This window comes from Rhodococcus sp. SBT000017, from assembly GCF_003688915.1.
GTDB lineage: Bacteria > Actinomycetota > Actinomycetes > Mycobacteriales > Mycobacteriaceae > Rhodococcoides.
Map to the genome: position 1 here is coordinate 2,255,128 of NZ_REFU01000001.1, position 18,309 is coordinate 2,273,436.

The 18,309-nt window shown below is 64.7% G+C and carries 14 protein-coding genes and 1 pseudogene; 4 read left to right on the top strand and 11 right to left on the bottom strand.

The genetic code is table 11. The features are described 5' to 3' along the window. Position 1: 1 nt before the first annotated feature. The 4 genes from AYK61_RS10235 to AYK61_RS10250 all read right to left on the bottom strand — a co-directional run bounded on the left by AYK61_RS10235 (position 2) and on the right by AYK61_RS10250 (position 5,438). Positions 2–1,630 (bottom strand): Na+/H+ antiporter, encoded by a 1,629-nt coding sequence (locus tag AYK61_RS10235; protein ID WP_121870716.1) that lies wholly within the window; start codon positions 1,628–1,630, stop codon positions 2–4. A 78-nt stretch (positions 1,631–1,708) separates the two neighbouring features. Next, positions 1,709–1,897 (bottom strand): antitoxin, encoded by a 189-nt coding sequence (locus AYK61_RS10240; protein ID WP_121870717.1) that lies wholly within the window; start codon positions 1,895–1,897, stop codon positions 1,709–1,711. Between the two features lie 40 nt (positions 1,898–1,937). Next, positions 1,938–4,334, bottom strand: coding sequence for an HAD-IC family P-type ATPase (locus tag AYK61_RS10245; RefSeq protein ID WP_121870718.1), 2,397 nt, complete (start codon positions 4,332–4,334; stop codon positions 1,938–1,940). 24 nt (positions 4,335–4,358) lie between these two features. Beyond that, a complete protein-coding gene (locus AYK61_RS10250) occupies positions 4,359–5,438 on the bottom strand; it encodes an MBL fold metallo-hydrolase (protein ID WP_121872636.1) in 1,080 nt (359 codons plus the stop codon). A gap of 130 nt (positions 5,439–5,568) precedes the next feature. On the opposite strand from AYK61_RS10250, the gene htpG reads away from it, so the two are divergent. Next, positions 5,569–7,494 (top strand): molecular chaperone HtpG, encoded by a 1,926-nt coding sequence (htpG, locus tag AYK61_RS10255; protein ID WP_121870719.1) that lies wholly within the window; start codon positions 5,569–5,571, stop codon positions 7,492–7,494. A gap of 70 nt (positions 7,495–7,564) precedes the next feature. On the opposite strand, the pseudogene AYK61_RS10260 reads toward htpG, so the two are convergent. After that, positions 7,565–9,210: pseudogene (locus AYK61_RS10260) on the bottom strand (purine-cytosine permease family protein). A gap of 112 nt (positions 9,211–9,322) precedes the next feature. Next, entirely contained in the window at positions 9,323–9,904 is a 582-nt protein-coding gene (gene shbA, locus AYK61_RS10265) for an RNA polymerase sigma factor ShbA (protein ID WP_121870720.1), read from the bottom strand. 199 nt (positions 9,905–10,103) lie between these two features. On the opposite strand from shbA, the gene AYK61_RS10270 reads away from it, so the two are divergent. Continuing rightward, positions 10,104–11,051, top strand: coding sequence for an alpha/beta fold hydrolase (locus tag AYK61_RS10270; RefSeq protein WP_183130428.1), 948 nt, complete (start codon positions 10,104–10,106; stop codon positions 11,049–11,051). 72 nt (positions 11,052–11,123) lie between these two features. Here AYK61_RS10270 and AYK61_RS10275 read toward each other — a convergent pair whose 3' ends face one another. Next, positions 11,124–11,798, bottom strand: coding sequence for a hypothetical protein (locus tag AYK61_RS10275; protein ID WP_121870721.1), 675 nt, complete (start codon positions 11,796–11,798; stop codon positions 11,124–11,126). A gap of 220 nt (positions 11,799–12,018) precedes the next feature. Then, complete coding sequence (locus AYK61_RS10280) at positions 12,019–12,750, bottom strand: enoyl-CoA hydratase (protein ID WP_121870722.1); 732 nt, start codon at positions 12,748–12,750, stop codon at positions 12,019–12,021. Positions 12,751–12,812: 62 nt separating this feature from the next. Between AYK61_RS10280 and AYK61_RS10285 the strand changes: the two genes are divergently transcribed. After that, positions 12,813–13,880 (top strand): NAD(P)-binding domain-containing protein, encoded by a 1,068-nt coding sequence (locus tag AYK61_RS10285; RefSeq protein ID WP_121870723.1) that lies wholly within the window; start codon positions 12,813–12,815, stop codon positions 13,878–13,880. On the opposite strand, the gene AYK61_RS10290 is transcribed toward AYK61_RS10285, so the two are convergent. Both AYK61_RS10290 and AYK61_RS10295 read right to left on the bottom strand, forming a co-directional pair. Next, positions 13,877–14,698: a uroporphyrinogen-III synthase gene (locus AYK61_RS10290; protein ID WP_121870724.1), complete on the bottom strand. Its 822-nt coding sequence runs from the start codon at positions 14,696–14,698 to the stop codon at positions 13,877–13,879. The genes AYK61_RS10285 and AYK61_RS10290 overlap by 4 nt on opposite strands. Positions 14,699–14,794: 96 nt before the next feature. Continuing rightward, on the bottom strand, positions 14,795–15,643 hold the full coding sequence (locus AYK61_RS10295) for an aldo/keto reductase (RefSeq protein WP_121872638.1): 849 nt from the start codon (positions 15,641–15,643) through the stop codon (positions 14,795–14,797). A gap of 59 nt (positions 15,644–15,702) precedes the next feature. Between AYK61_RS10295 and AYK61_RS10300 the strand changes: the two genes are divergently transcribed. After that, positions 15,703–17,334 (top strand): ABC-F family ATP-binding cassette domain-containing protein, encoded by a 1,632-nt coding sequence (locus AYK61_RS10300; RefSeq protein WP_121870725.1) that lies wholly within the window; start codon positions 15,703–15,705, stop codon positions 17,332–17,334. 63 nt (positions 17,335–17,397) lie between these two features. On the opposite strand, the gene AYK61_RS10305 is transcribed toward AYK61_RS10300, so the two are convergent. After that, a complete protein-coding gene (locus tag AYK61_RS10305) occupies positions 17,398–18,228 on the bottom strand; it encodes an alpha/beta fold hydrolase (protein ID WP_121870726.1) in 831 nt (276 codons plus the stop codon). Positions 18,229–18,309: the final 81 nt, after the last annotated feature.

An 18,309-nucleotide genomic window follows, 5' to 3' on the forward strand; every position in this document is an offset into this window, starting at 1 on the left:
CCTACGGTGTACGTCGTGCGATGCGAGCCTGCGCCGCAATTTCTTCCACGTCCAAGCCATTCAACACTGCCCGCAGAGCTTCGTCCTCCAACTCCCCCGAGTCGCGGGCCGCGATGAGCGCCGCCCGCTGCGCGACCAGGACGTTGTGCCGCAGCGAATCGAACAACGCCCCGGCCGCCGCGATCCGCTTCTCGCGATCCTCGGTCTCGTCGGCATCCAACCGAGCGCGCACCGAGCGTCGGACGCGCTCGATCACCTCGTCGACGCGCTCGCTGTCCACTCCGGCAATTCCCTCCTTCGCCGCGCGCTGGAGGTAGTCCTCTGCCGCCGTACGGGCAATGGCCTGCGAGAGCAGCCGCTGATTGTCGTTGCGCTGCTGCTCGAGTGGATCGGCGACGTCGAGGCGGCGGATCAACAGTGGAAGCGTCAGACCCTGCAGCAGCAACGTACCGACGGCGACGACGAAGGCCACGGCCTGAATCACTGCGCGCCCGGGGAATTCGTCGCCGAGCACCGTGGTCAGCGGTACACCGGCCGCCGCAGCGAGCGTGACCACCCCACGCATACCCGCCCACGAGAGTACCAGGTTCTGCTGCCACGTCAGACCCGCCTCGCCCGGCGATGATCGCCGGAACAGCTTGCGAAACAACACGTTTCGACCGGAATTGACGAAGATCCACGCCGGCCGAACGGCCATGACGACCACGAGAACCAGCAGGGCATAGGCGAACACGTGGTGGACCGGCAGCCCCTCACGCTGCACCTCCTCGATGACGAACTTCAGCTGTAAACCCATGTAGGCGAACACGAATGCTTCGAGCAGAAGATCCAGCGTCGGCCACACCTGCCGTTCCTGAACCCGAGTGGAGACCGAGACGTCGGCGGTGACGCGGCCCAACACGAAACCGGCGGTGACGACGGCCAGCACACCGGAGGCATGCAGCTCCTCGGCCGCCAGATAGGCCGTGAACGGCAGCACCAGACCGAGCACGGTTTCCAGCGCCGAGTCCGCGATGCGATTGCGGACGAAGCGCACGATGCGAGCCAGGACCAACCCCACCAGCACGCCGCCCACGATCTCGTACAGAAAGAACAGCACCGGTGAGCCCAATTCGATCCGACTGCCCGTCACCGACGCGACGGCCAGGGTGAACAGAGTCAGCGCGGCCGCGTCGTTCACCAGGGACTCGCCGGTGAGGATGGCCATCATCCGCGCGGGCAGACCGAGCTTGCGGCCGACGGCGATCGCGGACACCGCGTCGGGCGGGGCGACGACGGCACCGAGCACCAGGGCCGCGCCGCGAGTGAGCTCTGGGATCAACAGATTGGCGAACCAGCCGACGGCGAGCGTCGTCACGATCACCATGATCAGACCGAGTCGGAGAATCTGGCCGAGATTGCGCCGGAAACTGACGAACGAGAAATCCAACGCGGCGGAGTACAGCAGCGGCGGGAGCACCACGCCGAGGATCAGCTGCGGCGACAGGCTGACGTGCGGCACTCCGGGAACGAACGAGGCGATGGATCCTACGGTGACCAGGACGAGCGGGACCTGCAGATCGATGCGCCTGGCGAAACCAGCGACCGAGATCGCGAAGATGACTACGAGAAGAAGAATCGGTCCGTCCACCCCGACGATTGTGCCGTCAGCCGCACCCTGGGGTACGACCGACGGCCACGATCATCGACGCGAGGAGACCGGAAGGTCCTACTTGTCCGGAATTGCCTTCTTGACTGCGTCCTGAACCTTGTCGACCTTGTCGGAGTACTTGCCGTCGGTCTTGCTGTCGATGAAGTCCCCCGCCTTCTCCACGACGTCGTCGATCTTGTCCGAGTTCTCGGCCGCAAGGTCCTTGCCCTTGTCGACCATGCCCTTCAAATTGTCTGCGAAGCCCATGACTCTCTCCTGTCGCTAGAGTGATCGAACACCTGGCAGCTTACGTTTTGTACTGTCTGTTGCGTAGAGCCGATCCGAATCGATGGGCAACCTCGACGAGCGCGATGCCGATACCGCCGATGATCAATGCACTGCTGGTGGCTCCGACGTTGGACGGATCGAGCTTGAAGAAGGTGCGGCAGAACGGGATCGCGAACAGCAGCAGGTAGCCACCGACCGACCCACCGAGCAGCAGGATCTTCCACCAGTTGTAGGGTCGCGCGACGACGGCCAACACCCACAGCGCGATCATGATCAGGGTGATCAACGCGGTGGTACTGGCCTGCGTCACCTGGGTCTCGGTGGCGTTCGGGCCGGCGTAGACCAGCAGGTAGGAGACGAACGTGCACGAGCCGACGATCAGACCGGACGGGACGGCCAGCCGCATCACCCGCGAGACGAATCCACTGCGCGCCCGCTCGTTGTTGGGCGCGAGCGAGAGAACGAACGCGGGGATGCCGATGGTGAACCACGCCGCGATCGTCACGTGCCGTGGCAGGAACGGATAAGGAATCGGCTCGAAGTGGAAGATCTGCGATGCCACGCCCGAGAGCCCGATGAGGAACGCCAGCAGTACCGAGTACACCGTCTTGGTGAGGAACAGATTGGAGACACGTTCGATGTTGCCGATGACGCGTCGCCCCTCCCCCACGACGTAGGGCAGCGTGGCGAACTTGTTGTCCAACAACACGATCTGCGCGACGGCTCGCGTAGCCGCACTTCCCGAGCCCATCGAGACGCCGATATCGGCGTCCTTGAGCGCGAGCACGTCGTTGACGCCGTCGCCGGTCATCGCGACCGTGTGACCGCGAGACTGCAACGCGCCCACCATCGCCCGCTTCTGATCGGGCCGGACGCGGCCGAACGTGGTGGAGTGTGCCAGAGCGTCGGCCAGCTTCTCGGAGTCCTCGGGCAGATCACGCGCATCGATCGGGGCGTCGCCGCCGGGTAGGCCGAGTGAACCGGCAACTGCGCCGACCGAGACGGCATTGTCGCCGGAGATGACCTTGACCTCGACGTGCTGGCTTGCAAAGTACTCCAGCGTCTCTCGGGCATCCTCGCGCACCTTCTGCTCGAGAATCACCAGTGCACGCGGGGTGACGACACCGGGCGCGTTCGCGTCGTCGACGGCAGCGTCGGAGCTGGCGAGAAGCAACACCCGTAGGCCACGCGAGCCGGCCTCTTCGGCGCGACGAGCGATGTCGGAGGAGGCGTCGAGCAGCACGTCCGGGGCACCGAGCAGCCAGTGCCCGTGCTCGCCGTAGGACAGTCCGCTCCACTTCTTGGCCGAGGAGAACGGGGCCACCGCCGTCTGCGTCCACCCGGGCGCGTCCGGATATGCCTCGCCGACGGCCTGCACACTGGCGTTCGGCCGCGGGTCGTCGTGGGCCAGGGACGCGAGAGCCTGTGTGACCGAATCGGAATCGCGGCTGTCGATCAGCACCAACTCGGACAGCCGCATGCCGTTCTCGGTGAGGGTGCCGGTCTTGTCCGCACACACCACGTCGACCCGGGCGAGGCCTTCGATCGCAGGCAGCTCCTGCACCAGGCACTGCCGTTGACCGAGCCGGACCACGCCCACCGCGAACGCGATCGACGTCATCAGCACCAGGCCCTCGGGGACCATCGGAACGAGCGCGGCGACCATGCCGTTGAGCGCAGGACCCAAAGCCTGCCCGCTGGAGAACAATTGGTTGTAGATGATCAGCGCACCGGCCGGAATCATCAGGTACGTGATGAATTTGAGGATCTTGTCGATACCGCTGCGCAGTTCGGACTTGACCAGCGTGAACTTGCTGGCCTCCTCGGCGAGCTTGGCTGCGTAGGCGTCGCGCCCCACCTTCGTCGCGCGATACGCACCACTGCCCGAAACGACGAAACTGCCCGAAAGCACCTGCGCCGCCTGAAGTTTGTGCACCGTGTCGGCCTCGCCGGTGAGCAACGACTCGTCGATCTCGAGGCTCTCGGTCTCGATCACCTCACCGTCGACGACGATCTGATCCCCTGGTCCGAGTTCGACGATGTCGCCGAGCACGACCTCGTCGGGCGGGATCTGCTTCGAGGTGCCGTCGCGTCGCACCTGGGGCTTGTTCTGCCCGACGATGGCCAACCGATCCAATGTGCGCTTCGCGCGAATCTCCTGCACGATGCCGATGCCACTGTTCGCGACGATCAACAGCCCGAACATGCCGTCGATCACCGACCCCGTGGAGAGCACGATGATCAACAACACACCGAGAATGGCGTTGATCCGGGTGAACACGTTGCCGCGGACGATGTCGCGAACCGACCGAGAAGCTCGGGCCGGAACGTCGTTCGACTTACCCTCGGCCCTGAGCCTGGCGACGTCCGCCTCGGTCAGCCCGGTGTCACGCTGCGCATCGGCCTCGATAGACATGCGTGCAGCTTAAACCCGGTCCGATCAGCCCAGCCGAGCCCACCAACGATCGTCGTGCAGCGTTCGTGTGCCGTCTATTCGTTGCCCCGGCATCGGCACCGCCACCTGAACTCCGACGTCCTGGGCGGCGGCGTGCAGTCGCACTATCGGCTCGGACCAGGGGTGGAAAGCGAGGTTGAACGTCGCCCAGTGAATCGGGACGAAGATGCCCGACGCCGTCAGATCGATGTGCGCCGTGACCGCTTCCTCGGGATTCATGTGGATGTCCGGCCACCGCACGTCGTAGGCCCCGACGGGCAGCAGCGTCAGATCGAAGGGTCCGTAGTTTCTGCCGATCTCGGCGAACTTCGGTGTGTAGCCGGTGTCGCCGCCGAAGAAGACGCGTCGAACCGGACCGGCGAACGCCCAGGACGCCCACTGCGTCGAGTCCCGGGTCAGACCGCGGCCGGAGAAGTGCCGAGCCTCGGTGCACGTGACGGTGAGGCCCCCGATGTTCGTCTGCTCGTCCCAGTCCAGTTCGATGATGCGGTCCTCGGGCACCCGCCACTTGCGCAGGTGAGCACCGATGCCGAGCGGCACGACGAACGGGGCCGACTGCGCGGCGGCCAGCTTCTGCACCGTCGCCTTGTCCAGGTGGTCGTAGTGGTCGTGGGAGATGACGATGGCGTCGACCTGCGGCAGATCGGTCAGCTCGACCGGCGTCGGATGCAGGCGCGCGGGCCCCACCACCGAGGACGGCGAGACGCGATTGCTCCACACGGGATCGGCGAGGACGCGATAGCCGTCGACCTCCACGAGCACACTCGAATGTCCGTACCAGGTGACCGCGAGCTCACCCGCATCCACCGGAGCGATCGGCGGGGCCAGCGGAATCGGCCGTTGCGGCTTGCCCTTGCCTCGTTCGGTGACGAGCGAGACGAACATGTTCTGCTGTCCCTTCTCGCCGCGACCCGGCACGTAACTCGAACTCGGGTCGGAGTTGTGGAATCGGCGATCGCGATAGCGCGGCGACCCGGCCGCGTAGGGAGTGATGTGCACACGTCTGGCACCGATCGCCGACGGCAGGCCCCACGTCGCACGCGCCAACCATGCACCGCTCAGCATTGCGGTGGCTCCCAGTACGAACTTCGTCTTCGTCACGGGCCCCAGAGTAGGCGGCGTCGACGTCTTCGCAGCTCACCCGTAGCCTTGCCGTAGAATATTCGCGTCGGTTTTGCTGCTAGAAGGGGAGACATTGAGTACCGAACAGCTCGAATTCCAGGCGGAGACGCGTCAGCTCCTGGATCTGATGGTGCACTCCATCTACTCCAACAAGGACAGCTTTCTCCGTGAACTGATCTCCAACTCCTCGGACGCGTTGGACAAGCTGCGCCTGGAGTCGTACCGCAACAAGGACCTGGACGTCGACGTCTCGGATCTGCACATCGAGATCGACATCGACGCCGCAGCCCGCACGCTGACCATCCGCGACAACGGCATCGGCATGTCGCGTTCGGAGGTCATCGACCTCATCGGCACGCTCGCCAAGTCCGGCACCGCCGAGGTCCGCAAGAAGCTCAAGGAAGCCAAGGATGCAGCTGCTTCCGAGGAGCTGATCGGCCAGTTCGGCATCGGCTTCTACTCCACGTTCATGGTGGCCGAGAAGGTCACGCTGCTCACCCGCAAGGCCGGCGAGAGCACGGCTACCCGCTGGGAGTCCACCGGCGAGGGCACCTACGAGATCACCGACGTCGACGACGCCCCGCAGGGCTCGTCGGTGACGCTGGCACTCAAGCCCGCCGACGAAGAGGACCACCTCCACGACTACGCGTCCGAGCGCAAGATCAAGGAACTGGTCAAGAAGTACTCCGACTTCATCGCCTGGCCCATTCGCATCGACGTCGAGAAGCGCGTCGAGAGTGAAGAGGAAGGCGGCGAGGACACCGTCACGATCGAGACGGAGACGATCAACTCGCAGAAGGCGCTGTGGACCCGCTCCAAGGACGAGGTGTCCGAGGAGGAGTACAAGGAGTTCTACAAGCACGTCAGCCACGCCTGGGACGAGCCGCTCGAGGTCATCCCGTTCAAGGCCGAGGGAACGTTCGAATACCAAGCGCTGCTGTTCATTCCGTCGCAGGCACCGTTCGACCTGTTCATGCGCGAGAGCAAGGCGGGCGTGCACCTGTACGTCAAGCGCGTGTTCATCATGGACGACTCGCAGGAACTGCTGCCCGAGTACCTGCGTTTCGTCAAGGGTGTCGTCGACGCAGCGGACCTCTCGCTCAACGTCTCTCGTGAGATCCTGCAGCAGGACCGACAGATCCGCGCGATCCGTCGACGCCTCACCAAGAAGGTGCTCTCCACGGTCAAGGAACTGCAGAGCGAGCAGCCCGACAAGTACAAGACGCTGTGGTCGCAGTTCGGAACGGTCCTCAAGGAGGGCCTGATCTCCGACAGCGACAACCGCGAAACCCTCTTGGGCATCGCGTCGTTCGCGTCCACCAACTCCGAGGAGGGCGTGACCACCCTCGCCGAGTACGTGGACCGGATGAAGGACGGCCAGCAGCAGATCTACTACATGACGGGCGAATCCCGTCAGCAGATCGAGAGCTCGCCGCACATGGAGGCCTTCAAGGCCCGCGGCCTCGAGGTGCTTCTCCTCACCGATTCCGTCGACGAGGTGTGGGTCGGCAACGTGACCGACTTCGACGGAAAGTCGTTCCAGTCCATCGCCAAGGGCGAGGTGGACCTCGACACCGAAGAGGAGAAGAAGGAGTCCGAGGCCAAGCGCGAGGAGCAGGACAAGGAGTTCGCGGACCTACTCACGTGGCTGACCGAGACACTCGGTGAGGACGTCAAGGAGGTGCGCCTGTCGACGCGTCTGACGACGTCACCGGCTTGCGTCGTCGGCGACGAGTTCAGCTTCTCCCCGCAGCTAGAGAAGATGTACAAGGCGTCGGGACAGTTCGTTCCGACCTCCAAGCGCATCCTCGAACTCAACCCGACCCACGATCTGGTGACGGGACTGAAGAAGGCCCGCGAGGATCGCAGTGACGATCCGCACCTCGCCGAGACCGCCGAATTGCTCTATGCGACGGCACTTCTCGCCGAGGGCACCGAGCTCAAGGACCCGGCGAAGTTCTCCCGATTGCTGGCGGATCGGTTGACGCGGACCATCTGAGTGCCTGCGGCAGTGGTGTGATTATGTGCCCTGGGCGGCACATAATCACACCACTGCGGCGCAGCCGCACTTACTGCGGAGGCAGGATGTGCTCCCCCGTCTTGTCGGTGCTGAGCGAGAGTGAACTGATGTACTGCTTCTCTCCGTTCGGCCCGGGCACGTTGGACGCGATCATGTCGGGTCGCTCGAATTCCATGCCGCTGACGTGGCACATCACGAGCGCGTCGGACGGGTTGCCGTGCTCGTCGAACATCGGCAGATCGATACCGTCGTCCGTGCGTCGCAGGTAGTACCTGCCCTTGGTTGCCACCGCCAGAATGGGCGGAAGAACCAGTGCGAGAACGAGAGCCACGATGGGCGAATACGGTTTGATCGCAGATCCGAATGCCCCGAAGAAGACGAGGATCGACAGGATCGCCGACGCCGCCATCGACCCGAAGCCGACCGGATTGATGTTGTAGAGCATGCCGCGTCGGAACTCGGGCACCTTGGGCGAGAGCTTCAGGATGTACTTGTTGAATACGATGTCGACGCCACCACGGCAATCCACGCGATACCGCAGTTGGCGTAGAAGCCGAGGATGCTGTTGAGGAAGTCGAACATGTTGGCTTCCATCAGGATAAGTGCGATGGCAAGGTTGAACAGCACGAACACCATGCGTCCGGGATACGTCTTGGTGAGGCGGGTGTAGGAGTTGGTCCACGCCAGCGACCCGGAGTATGCGTTGGTGACGTTGATCTTGATCTGGCTGATGACGACCAGGATCACCGCGAGGGTCATCGCGAGCCAGCCCGGCATGAAGTTCTCGTAGATTTCCAGGAACTGGTGCACAGGCTCGTTGGCGATGGTCGAACCGTCGACGACGTTGGCGATCAGGTACACGGCAAGGAAGAGACCGACGACCTGCTTGAGTGCACCGAAGATGACCCAGCCCGGTCCCGCGAGAAGCACTGCAGTCCACCAGCGTCGGGAGTTCTCGGGAGTCTTGGGCGGCATGAACCGCAGGTAGTCGATCTGCTCGGCGATCTGCGCGATCAACGACAGACACACGCCCGCCGCGAGCATCACCGATCCGATGTTGACGCCCTTACCGTCGGCACCGTCCTGACCGCCGTAGGCGAGGAACTCCCCGACCGAATCAGGATTGCTGATCACCAGATATACGAACGGGAGCACCATCAGCACCAGCCACAGCGGGGTGGTCCAGACCTGGAGCTTGGCAAGGGCTTTCATGCCGTAGATGACCAGAGGAATCACCATGATCGTGGACACCGCGTACCCGATGGGCAACGGGATGCCCAAGCCGAGTTCGAGTCCCTGCGCCATGATCGAACCTTCGAGCGCGAAGAAGATGAACGTGAACGTCGCAAAGATGACGTTGGTGACCACCGACCCGTAGTAGCCGAATCCGCTTCCGCGCGTGATCAAATCGAGATCGATGTTGTAGCGGGCGGCATAGTAGGCGAGTGGGAGCCCGGTCAGGAAGATCACGACGGCGAACACCAGGATTCCCCAGAGTGCGTTGCCGGTTCCGTACGAGATTCCGATGTTGGCACCGATGGCGAAGTCCGCGAGGTACGCGATTCCGCCGAGTGCGGACGTCGCGACAACACCGGTTCCCCATTTTCGGTAGCTACGCGGCGCAAAGCGCAGCGTGTAGTCCTCGAGCGTCTCTTTGAGCGCGGTGTCTGTCGGCGCTGGCTGTACGGCGGTCATGGGTCAACAACGTAGAACCGCCACGTTGCCGGGGTGTCTTGGAAAGATGTAGCTACTGTTACTCACTCCGACGATTCGGACATCCGGCGCGATACGCGTCGCGGCGGGAACGTCAGGCGACTGCGCGCGCCGCCAGCAGCGAGAAGTTCGACAGCTCGGCGCGAAGCATGTTCATCGCCCGATGCTGGGCCACTCGCACGGCTCCGGCCGTCATTCCGAGTGCTTCACCGGTTTGTGGTGCCGTCATGCCCCACACGACTCGCATCAGAATGATCTTGCGGTACTTCGTCGGCAGGGTGTCCATCAATGCCTGGGTGTGGCTACGCAGTTCGTCGCCGAGCGCGAGCTGTTCCGGCCCGGCATCGGTGGATTGCTCCTCGGGCATCTCGTCGATCGAGAACGACTGCCGCAGAACCGATTTGCGACCGGCGTCGGCCAGCTTGTGCGCGGCGATCCCGTACACGAATGCCATGAAGGGCTTGCCCATGTCGCGGTACTTGGGAATGGCGGTGACCAGTGCGAGGCAGACCTCCTGCACCACATCGTCCGCGGCGACGTCGAGATTTCCGATCCGGGCGGAGCAGTATCGGCGAACCGGTGGCTGGATCAGCACCAGCACCTGTTCGAGGGCGAGTCGATCTCCCGCTACGGCGCGGGGCACAACATCCTCGAGCCTGTCCATGCCGAAACCCATGGCCGATCTCCTCACTGGCAACGCGCGTCCTCTCCTGAACGCTCACCAGTACTTCGGTGCCGATTCCCACCCGGCTTGGTCCGAGCGGGTACCACACCGACAGAAAATTGTGATTCAGGTAACACGGCGTGTCGAGGAAGCGAAGTACCGGGCAACACCGTCGTCGCAGCACGTGACACTCACACCCGCGGAGCGCCCCATGATCATCAGCGAGCAGACCCATCAGGTCGGTCGCCGCAGCACCGTCGCTGCCGGCGACGGCACCGCGCTGGCGGTTCGCGAGTTCGGGCATCCGAATGCGCCGCTGACCGCGGTGTTCGTGCACGGACACTGCCTGCGGATGCAGTCGTGGACCGACCTGCGTCGACAGGTCGAGCACACCTGGGGAGACGACGTGCGGATCGTGATGTACGACCACCGCGGGCACGGCGAATCGAGTCCGGCCGCGTCGGAGAGTTGCACCATCGACCGACTCGGCGAGGACCTGGCCGACGTGATCCGCGCAGTGGTTCCGTCGGGACCGTTCGTCGTCGTCGGCCATTCGATGGGGGGAATGACGGCGCTGTCCTACGCCCGCCAGAACCCGGAGGCCATCGGCACGCGCCTGATCGGAGTCGGTTTGATCGCGACGTCGGCGGGCGGGATCACCGACGACGGACTCGGCAGTTGCCTCGCGCATCCCGCGGTGTCGGTATTCCAGGCCGCTGTTCGACGGGCCCCTCGGCTGATGTCGGGTGCCAAGAGACTCAGTCGCGGCGTCTGTGCACCCATCGTCAGGACAGCGGGATGCGGATCCCGAAGAGTCAGTCCGAGGGTGGTGACGCTGGCGACGGCGATGCTGGGTGAGACGTCCATCGTGACGATGGCCGGCTTCCTCGGGGCGTTCCGAGGGCTCGACGAGGTGGCCGGCCTGGCCGCTCTCGCCTCGATTCCCACCCTCGTCCTCTGCGGCTCCGACGACATGATGACACCCATGCGACACTCGGAAACCCTTGCCGCACATCTGCCCGACGCTCGCCTGGTACGCGTCGCGCAGGCCGGGCACATGGTGATTCTGGAACGAGCCCACGAGGTGGCCGAGGCCATCGTCGAACTCGTGACGGCCGCTCGACGTGCACACGTGGGAGATCTCGCGCTGGCTCGCTAGCAACTCGGAACGTGCCGACGACCGTGGCCCGCACCGGAATCCGATGCGGGCCACAGCACTGCTGTAAGAGAATTACTTCTTGACGGCGGGGGGAGCGTTGAGGAGCTGGATGAACTGCCCTGCGTTGCCTGCGATGGCACCGAGACCGCCGATGGCGGTACCGGCGAGCGATGCACCAGAGCCCAGAAGCAGTGCGCCGCCGACGCATCCGGCCACCGGTGCGGCACCGAAGAGCAGCAGTGCAGGTGCGGAGACGGTACCGGCAGCGATGGCTCCGAGAAAGCAGCCGGTGACCAGACCGGTTGCGGCTCCGAGGAATCCGCCGACCGATGCGGAGAGGCTGATGTTGTCCTTGACGCCGGAGACTGCGGCGGGCAGGTCGACCTGCTGCAGACCCGGAAGAGAGGCGGAGACCGGGGTTGCCGCGGCAGGCGAGGCATCGGCGGTCAAGGTGGCGTGGTTTCCGTCGATGACGGCGGCGACAGGGTGCGAGTATCCGTCGACGGCGATGGCCAGTGGCACGGAATCGACCAGCGCACCGTTGGCGTCGCGGACGACGAGGTGGTTGTCTTCGTTGCTCAGGGTGCCCGCCGACGTGTCGACGATGACCTGGTTGCCGGCCTGGGTGACGTTCCAACCGACCGGAGCGGCGAGCGCCGGAGCCGGATCGGCGTAGGCAGTTCCCATGGCGGTCGTCATCGCTGCAATGACCAATGCGGACGTTGCCGCGAATCGAGTCAGCTTCATGTTCCTCAGTCTTTCGTCGTGTCCATCACTCGATGCGAGCAGCGAAAAACTATGGGTGGAACAAGCGGGTCAGGCGAACCGAAGATGAACGAACGGGGTCGATCCGAACAACGATGCGACGCATCGACTCATAAGGGACAGAACGACTTTCGAAGTCCCAATGGTTCGTAAACGACACGCGCGGGTTGTCTCTTCCTACCGAAAAGACCCCCGCCGTCGATCACCTGCCCACGAACTTCGGCGTGCGCTTCTCTGCCCGTGCGCGGCGCGCTTCCTTCATGTCCTCACTGCTCCACGCGGCCTCGAATGCTGCGGTCTGCTCCGGCGTCGGAACATCATGTGCTCCATCGTCGTTGAAGACGAGCTTGAGGTGACGCAGCGCCAACGGAGCGAGCTCGGTGATCGCCTGCGCCCATTGCGTCGCCGCGTCGACGTCGCCGAGTTTGTTGGCCAGCCCGCACGCATGCGCCTGATCGGCGTGCACCCGTTCCCCGCCGATCAGAATCGTGCGTGCGACGCCGCCGCCGGCGAGCGCGGCCAAGCGCCGGATGGTCCAGTTGCTCACCGCGATACCGAGCCTCGTCGACGGAATCTCGAAGAAGCTGCCCGGCGCAACGACCCGCAGATCGCAGGCGATCGCCAACTGGGTGCCTGCCCCCACGGCTGGGCCGTTGATCGCAGCCACGACCGGAATCGAGACACGTTCGATTGCCGTCAGCATCTCCTCGAGGATCTGACCGAAATGCTCGGGAAACGCATCGCCGGTCAGATCCGCGCCCGCGCAGAAGCTGGTTCCCTGGCCGGTGATGACCACGACCCGCGCGCCGTCACGCTCGGCCTGTTCGACGCCGCGATGCACCGCAAGGCACAGCTCGGAGTTCAACGCGTTCCGTCGATCCGGGCGCTGCAGTTCGATGGTGACGACGTCGCCGTCACGAGAGAGTCCGATCACGAGAGCAGAGGTTACCGACCGGTACGGGAATTGACAGTGCGGGGCCTGATCTACTGGTCTCCATGATCGACACTCGGGTCGCCGTCATCGGCGCCGGCCAGGCCGGACTCTCGGCCGGCTATCACCTGCATCGCGCGGGCCTGACCGCCGGTGAGGGGTTCGTGATGCTGGACCGCTCCCCCGGCCCGGGCGGCGCATGGCAGTTCTGCTGGCCCTCGCTGACGTTGAGCGCTGTCAACGGGGTGCACGACCTGCCCGGTATGGCCTTTGCGGACACGCTCGGAGACGAGCCCGCCGAGAGCGTCGCGGCAGCCGATGCCGTCCCCCGCTACTACCGCGAGTACGAGGAACGCTTCGAACTGCATGTTCGACGCCCCGTCACGGTGACCGTCGTGTGCGACCGCGAACCCTTGTTCCGGGTCGAGGCCGGCGAGACCGTCGTCATGGCCGAGGGACTGATCAATGCGACCGGGACGTGGGAGAAGCCGTTCGTTCCGCACTACGACGGAGCCGAGACGTTCGCTGGCAGGCAACTGCACACCAAGGATTACCGGACTGCCGACGAGTTCGCGGGCAAGCACGTCGTCGTGGTGGGCGGCGGCATCTCGGCCGTCCAACTGCTCGACGAGGTTTCGCAGGTCACGTCCACGACCTGGGTGACGCGTCGACCACCGGTGTTCCGAGACAGCGAGTTCGATCACGATGCCGGACGCAAGGCCGTCGCAATGGTCGAGGAGCGGGTGCGGGCGGGCCTGCCGCCCGGTTCGGTGGTCTCGGTGACCGGACTGCTGCTGACGCCGTCGTTGGCTGCTGCTCAGCACCGCGGCGCCCTCGACCGGAAGCCGATGTTCTCGTCCATCACGAAAGATTCGGTGGTGTGGGAGGACGGGTCGAGTCAGCACGCCGATGTGATTCTGTGGGCCACCGGCTTTCGCAGCGCCCTCGATCACCTCGCTCCGCTGCGCCTGCGCGGGCACGGCGGCGGAATCGTCATGGACGGCCGGCTCACCACCCGCGTGGCCGCGAACCATCGCGTCCACCTGCTGGGATACGGGCCGTCCGCCAGCACGATCGGGGCGAACCGAGCCGGGCGAGCCGCGGTGACGGAACTGCTCGAGACTCTGGATTAGCCGAGCTGCTCGGCGACGAACTTCGCGAGCGCACCCAATCGCGCCCGGCTCGGCATGGAGGTCGGAACGCCCAACGCATCCAACGGCGCCGACGTCACCGGCCCGACGCAGATCGCGGCGACAGGGCCGCGAAGTGCGTCGAGGAAGGCGTCGAGCAGGCCGTTGTCCTTTGCGGTCGACAGCAGAGATGCCACCGCGGGCGCGCTGGTGAACGTGACCGCATCCACGCGACGGTCGATGATCTGCCCCAACAGGTCGATCAGCGGAGCCTGATCCACGGGGCGGATCCACCGATACACCGGAACCGGCCGCACGTGTGCCCCGAGTTCGCTCAGTGCGTCGTTGAGATGAATCGTCGGTTCCCACTCGGTGATCACCCCGTGCAGCTGAACCGCGATGTCCACCCCGGCAACACCTTCGGCCTCGAGATGATCGGACACTTCCTGGGAGGCCTCGGTGGCCGGGGACCACTCGTCCCGCAGCCCCGCACCGCGAATTGCACCGCGCGCCTTGGGCCCTCGGGCAATGATTCGCGAACGACCCAGCGCGGCAACGAGATCATCACGAATACCCCAGTCGGCAGCCGCGTCGAGCCAGCCCCGAAAACCGATACCGGTGCTGATCACCACGATCTGCGGCGGTCGTTCGACGATGCCCTCGGTGGCGGACTTCAACTCGGAATCGTCGATCAGAGGCAGAACGTGAATCGCCGCGGCGTGAACGATGTTCGCGCCGCGGCGTTCGAGCATGGTGGCCAATTCGTCTGCACGCCGCTCGGCGGTGAGGGCAACGGTCTTGCCGTCGAGCGAATCGGACATGGGTACAGACTAGGCCCCATATGTGAGCGCTGTGCCTGTGGTCGTTCCGCAGGCTCTACTCCGGACTTCGTAGCCCGCTACGAAGTTCCGCTCACATCAGCTGCTGAACTTGTCCGGGTCCGGGCCGGTGCGGCCGTCTGCGGAGTCCAGCGCGTTGATCTGCTGAATTTCGTCGTTGCTGAGCTCGAAGCCGAACACGTCGAAGTTGCTGGCGATGCGCTTCGGGGTCACCGACTTGGGGATCACCACGTTGCCGAGCTGGATGTGCCAGCGCAGGATGACCTGGGCCGGGGTGACACCGTGTGCGTCGGCGATCTTCGCGAACACCGGCTCGTCGAGGATGGTGCCCGATCCCAGTGGGCTCCAGGCCTCGGTGGCGATGCCCTTCGAGGTGTGGAACGCGCGCAGCTCTTCCTGGATCAGCCGCGGATGCAGCTCGATCTGGTTGACCGACGGCGTCTCGCCGACGGCGTCGATCAGCTTCTCCAGGGTGGGGATGGTGAAGTTCGAGACACCGATGGAACCGATGCGGCCGTCTGCCTTGAGCTTCTGGAACGCCTTGAAGGTGTCGATGTACTTGTCGCGGTCGAGCTGCTGCCAGTGAATGAGGTACAGGTCGAGGTACTCGAGCCCGAGGCGATCCATGCTGGCGTCGAATGCCTTCAAGGTGGAGTCGTAGCCCTGGTCGTCGTTCCACAGCTTGGTGGTCACGAACAGCTCGTCACGGGCGATGCCGGATTCTGCGATGGCCCGGCCGGTGCCGGTTTCGTTCTCGTACACCTTGGCGGTGTCGATGCTGCGGTAGCCGACCTTCAATGCCTCGGTCACTGCGGCCTGGGCACCGTCGTCGGGCACCTGCCACACACCGAACCCCAGCTGGGGAATGGACGTGCCGTCGTTGAGCACGATGGTCGGGACAGTACTGGTCTCGGCTGAATACGTCATACGAATGGCAACGGGCGGCACGGTGAATCTGTTCCCATCCCGCCGGAGATACTTGTTCGGTGACTGCCACGCTTCGTATCGATGATCTCGCCGCATTTCACGGCGATCGAACCCTGTTCTCCGGCCTCGATCTGACGGTGGCCGAGGGTGATGTGATCGGGCTCGTCGGGGCCAACGGTGCAGGTAAATCAACCTTGTTGACGCTGCTCGCGGGGGTCGGCACGGCTGATCACGAGGGTGAGATCTACACCAGTCCGCCCGACGCGACCGTCGGCTATCTGGCTCAGGAGCCCGAGCGGATCGCCGGGGAGACCGTGCTGGATTTCCTCGGTCGGCGCACCGGGGTCACGGCGGCAGAGTCCACGATGAACGCCGCCGCCGAGGCTCTCGGTTCGAGTGACGAGGACCTCTACACCCCGGCGCTGGAGCGATGGCTCGCCCTCGGCGGCGCCGATCTGGCGGAGCGAACGGCGAAGGTGCTCGCGGATCTCGGTCTCGAGGTCGACGGATCGGCACTGATGACGGATCTGTCGGGCGGTCAGGCCGCCCGAGCCGGGCTCGCCGCGATTCTGCTCGCTCGCTACGACATCCTGCTGCTCGACGAGCCCACCAACGATCTCGACCTGGCAGGCCTCGAGCAACTGGAGCAGTTCGTCGTCGCCACGCGGGCGGCGATCGTCGTCGTCAGTCACGATCGTGAGTTTCTGGCGCGGACGGTGACGGGTGTCGTCGAGCTCGATCGGGCGCAGCGGCGCATCGATGTGTACGACGGCAGCTATCAGTCGTATCTGGCGGAGCGGGAAATCGCGCGCCAGCATGCCAGGGAGAAGTACGACGAGTTCGCAGACACCAAGTCCGCGTTGGAGTCTCGGGCGCAGATGCAGCGGAACTGGATGGAGTCGGGGGTACGTAATGCGCGACGCAAGGCCACCGACAACGACAAGATCGCCCGCAAGACGCGCGCCGAATCGACCGAGAAGCAGGCCGCGAAAGCCCGTCAGACACAGCGCCGCATCGAGCGCCTCGAGGTGGTGGAAGAGCCCCGCAAGGAGTGGGAACTGCGGATGGAGATCGCCGCGGCTCCCCGTAGCGGCACCGTCGTCTCGGTGTTGGACGGTGCTCTCGTACGGCGATCCGGGTTCACGTTCGGCCCGGTGACGACGCAGATCGACTGGGGCGATCGAATTCTGATCACGGGGCCAAACGGCTCCGGCAAGACGACGTTGCTGTCGGTTCTGCTGGGCAGGCTCAGCCCGGACGAGGGCACGGCCTCTCTCGGTTCCGGAGTCGCCGTCGGTGAAATCGACCAGGCGCGAGCATATTTCGTCGGCGAGGGCACAGTGTCCGACGCCCTCAGTGCCGCAGTCCCTGAGTGGCCGGACGCCGAAGTCCGCACCCTGCTGGCCAAGTTCGGTCTACGCGGCGACGATGCACTGCGGCCTGCATCCTCCCTCTCGCCCGGTGAACGAACCCGAGCGGCACTCGCACTGCTGCAGGCCCGCGGAGTCAATCTGCTGGTGCTCGACGAGCCGACCAACCACCTCGACCTACCTGCCATCGAACAACTCGAACGCGCGATGGAGAACTTCGAGGGCACACTGCTGCTGGTGACCCACGACCGCAGAATGCTCGACACGGTCCGCAGCACTCGCCACTGGACCATGGCCGACGGACAGCTGTCGGAACTGTAGTCGCGGGGTCGAAATCGGGTGCAGCTGACCGCGGTCAGCGCGGTCAGCTGCACCCGATTCATCTCAACTAAGCAGAATTTCGTTCACCTCGGCGGCGGGATTCATCGGCAGCCCGTGGTGCGTGGCGTTCTCGAGTATCACCGTCCTCGCACTCGGCAGAACGGCATGCACAGCCGCTTCGATGCCAGCGGCGTTGTGCACCTTCCCCTTCCCGGCCAGGACCACGGTGGTGTGCACATCGAAGTTCTCGAACGCAGCAGGCTTCGGCCGCTTCGGAACGATGGTCTTCGCCGTCGGGAAATGTGCGGCACCGAGCGCGAGCACGTCGAGCCAGTCGGAATCCAAAGCCAGGCCATCGGTCTCCCACGCTACGAAGCGCCGCTGCCGTTTCGCGTTGGGAGCGAGCAGGATCGGCAGGGCATGCAGCAGGTACCGCGGACTCATGGAGCCGAAGCAGGCGTTGGGATCGAGCAAGGTGAGCGCGTCGACGCGGCTTTCGTTGCGCAGGGCGTAGGCCAGAGCGATCATTGCGCCGTAGGAATGTCCGCAGAGCGCCGCGGTGGGCTGATCGAGCTCATCCAGCACCGCCGTCAACCAATTCAGCAGCTCGTCCACCGAGTCGATGGACTGTTTGCCTGGAACGCTGCGCCCGACGTCGCCCATGAGGTCGACCGCGTACACCCGATATCGCTGCGAGAGCGCCGCAACGTTGGCGAACCACACGGTCGACGTCGCACCGGCCCCGGGCAACAGGACCAGAGCCGGGCCGTCGACGGGTCCGCAGGCGTTGATTCGTGTGGTGCCGTGCACCGTATTCACGTCGATGGCCTGGGTATCAGCCGGCCACTGCTGCAGCACTCGGTCGTAGGCGGAGAAGAATTTTTCCAGCGTCACTGCAACCCTCTATTCTCTCGATGGTCGAGATAATAGACAATGGAGAGACTTCTCGTCCAGCATCTCCCGAGGGATCAGCAC

Coding starts and splice junctions, on each gene's coding strand:
- AYK61_RS10240 (WP_121870717.1), bottom strand. CDS start 1,897: ATGGGCTTCGCAGACAATTTGAAGGGCATGGTCGACAAGGGCAAGGAC.
- AYK61_RS10245 (WP_121870718.1), bottom strand. CDS start 4,334: ATGTCTATCGAGGCCGATGCGCAGCGTGACACCGGGCTGACCGAGGCG.
- AYK61_RS10250 (WP_121872636.1), bottom strand. CDS start 5,438: ATGCTGAGCGGTGCATGGTTGGCGCGTGCGACGTGGGGCCTGCCGTCG.
- shbA (WP_121870720.1), bottom strand. CDS start 9,904: ATGGGTTTCGGCATGGACAGGCTCGAGGATGTTGTGCCCCGCGCCGTA.
- AYK61_RS10270 (WP_183130428.1), top strand. CDS start 10,104: ATGATCATCAGCGAGCAGACCCATCAGGTCGGTCGCCGCAGCACCGTC.
- AYK61_RS10275 (WP_121870721.1), bottom strand. CDS start 11,798: ATGAAGCTGACTCGATTCGCGGCAACGTCCGCATTGGTCATTGCAGCG.
- AYK61_RS10285 (WP_121870723.1), top strand. CDS start 12,813: ATGATCGACACTCGGGTCGCCGTCATCGGCGCCGGCCAGGCCGGACTC.
- AYK61_RS10290 (WP_121870724.1), bottom strand. CDS start 14,698: ATGTCCGATTCGCTCGACGGCAAGACCGTTGCCCTCACCGCCGAGCGG.
- AYK61_RS10295 (WP_121872638.1), bottom strand. CDS start 15,643: ATGACGTATTCAGCCGAGACCAGTACTGTCCCGACCATCGTGCTCAAC.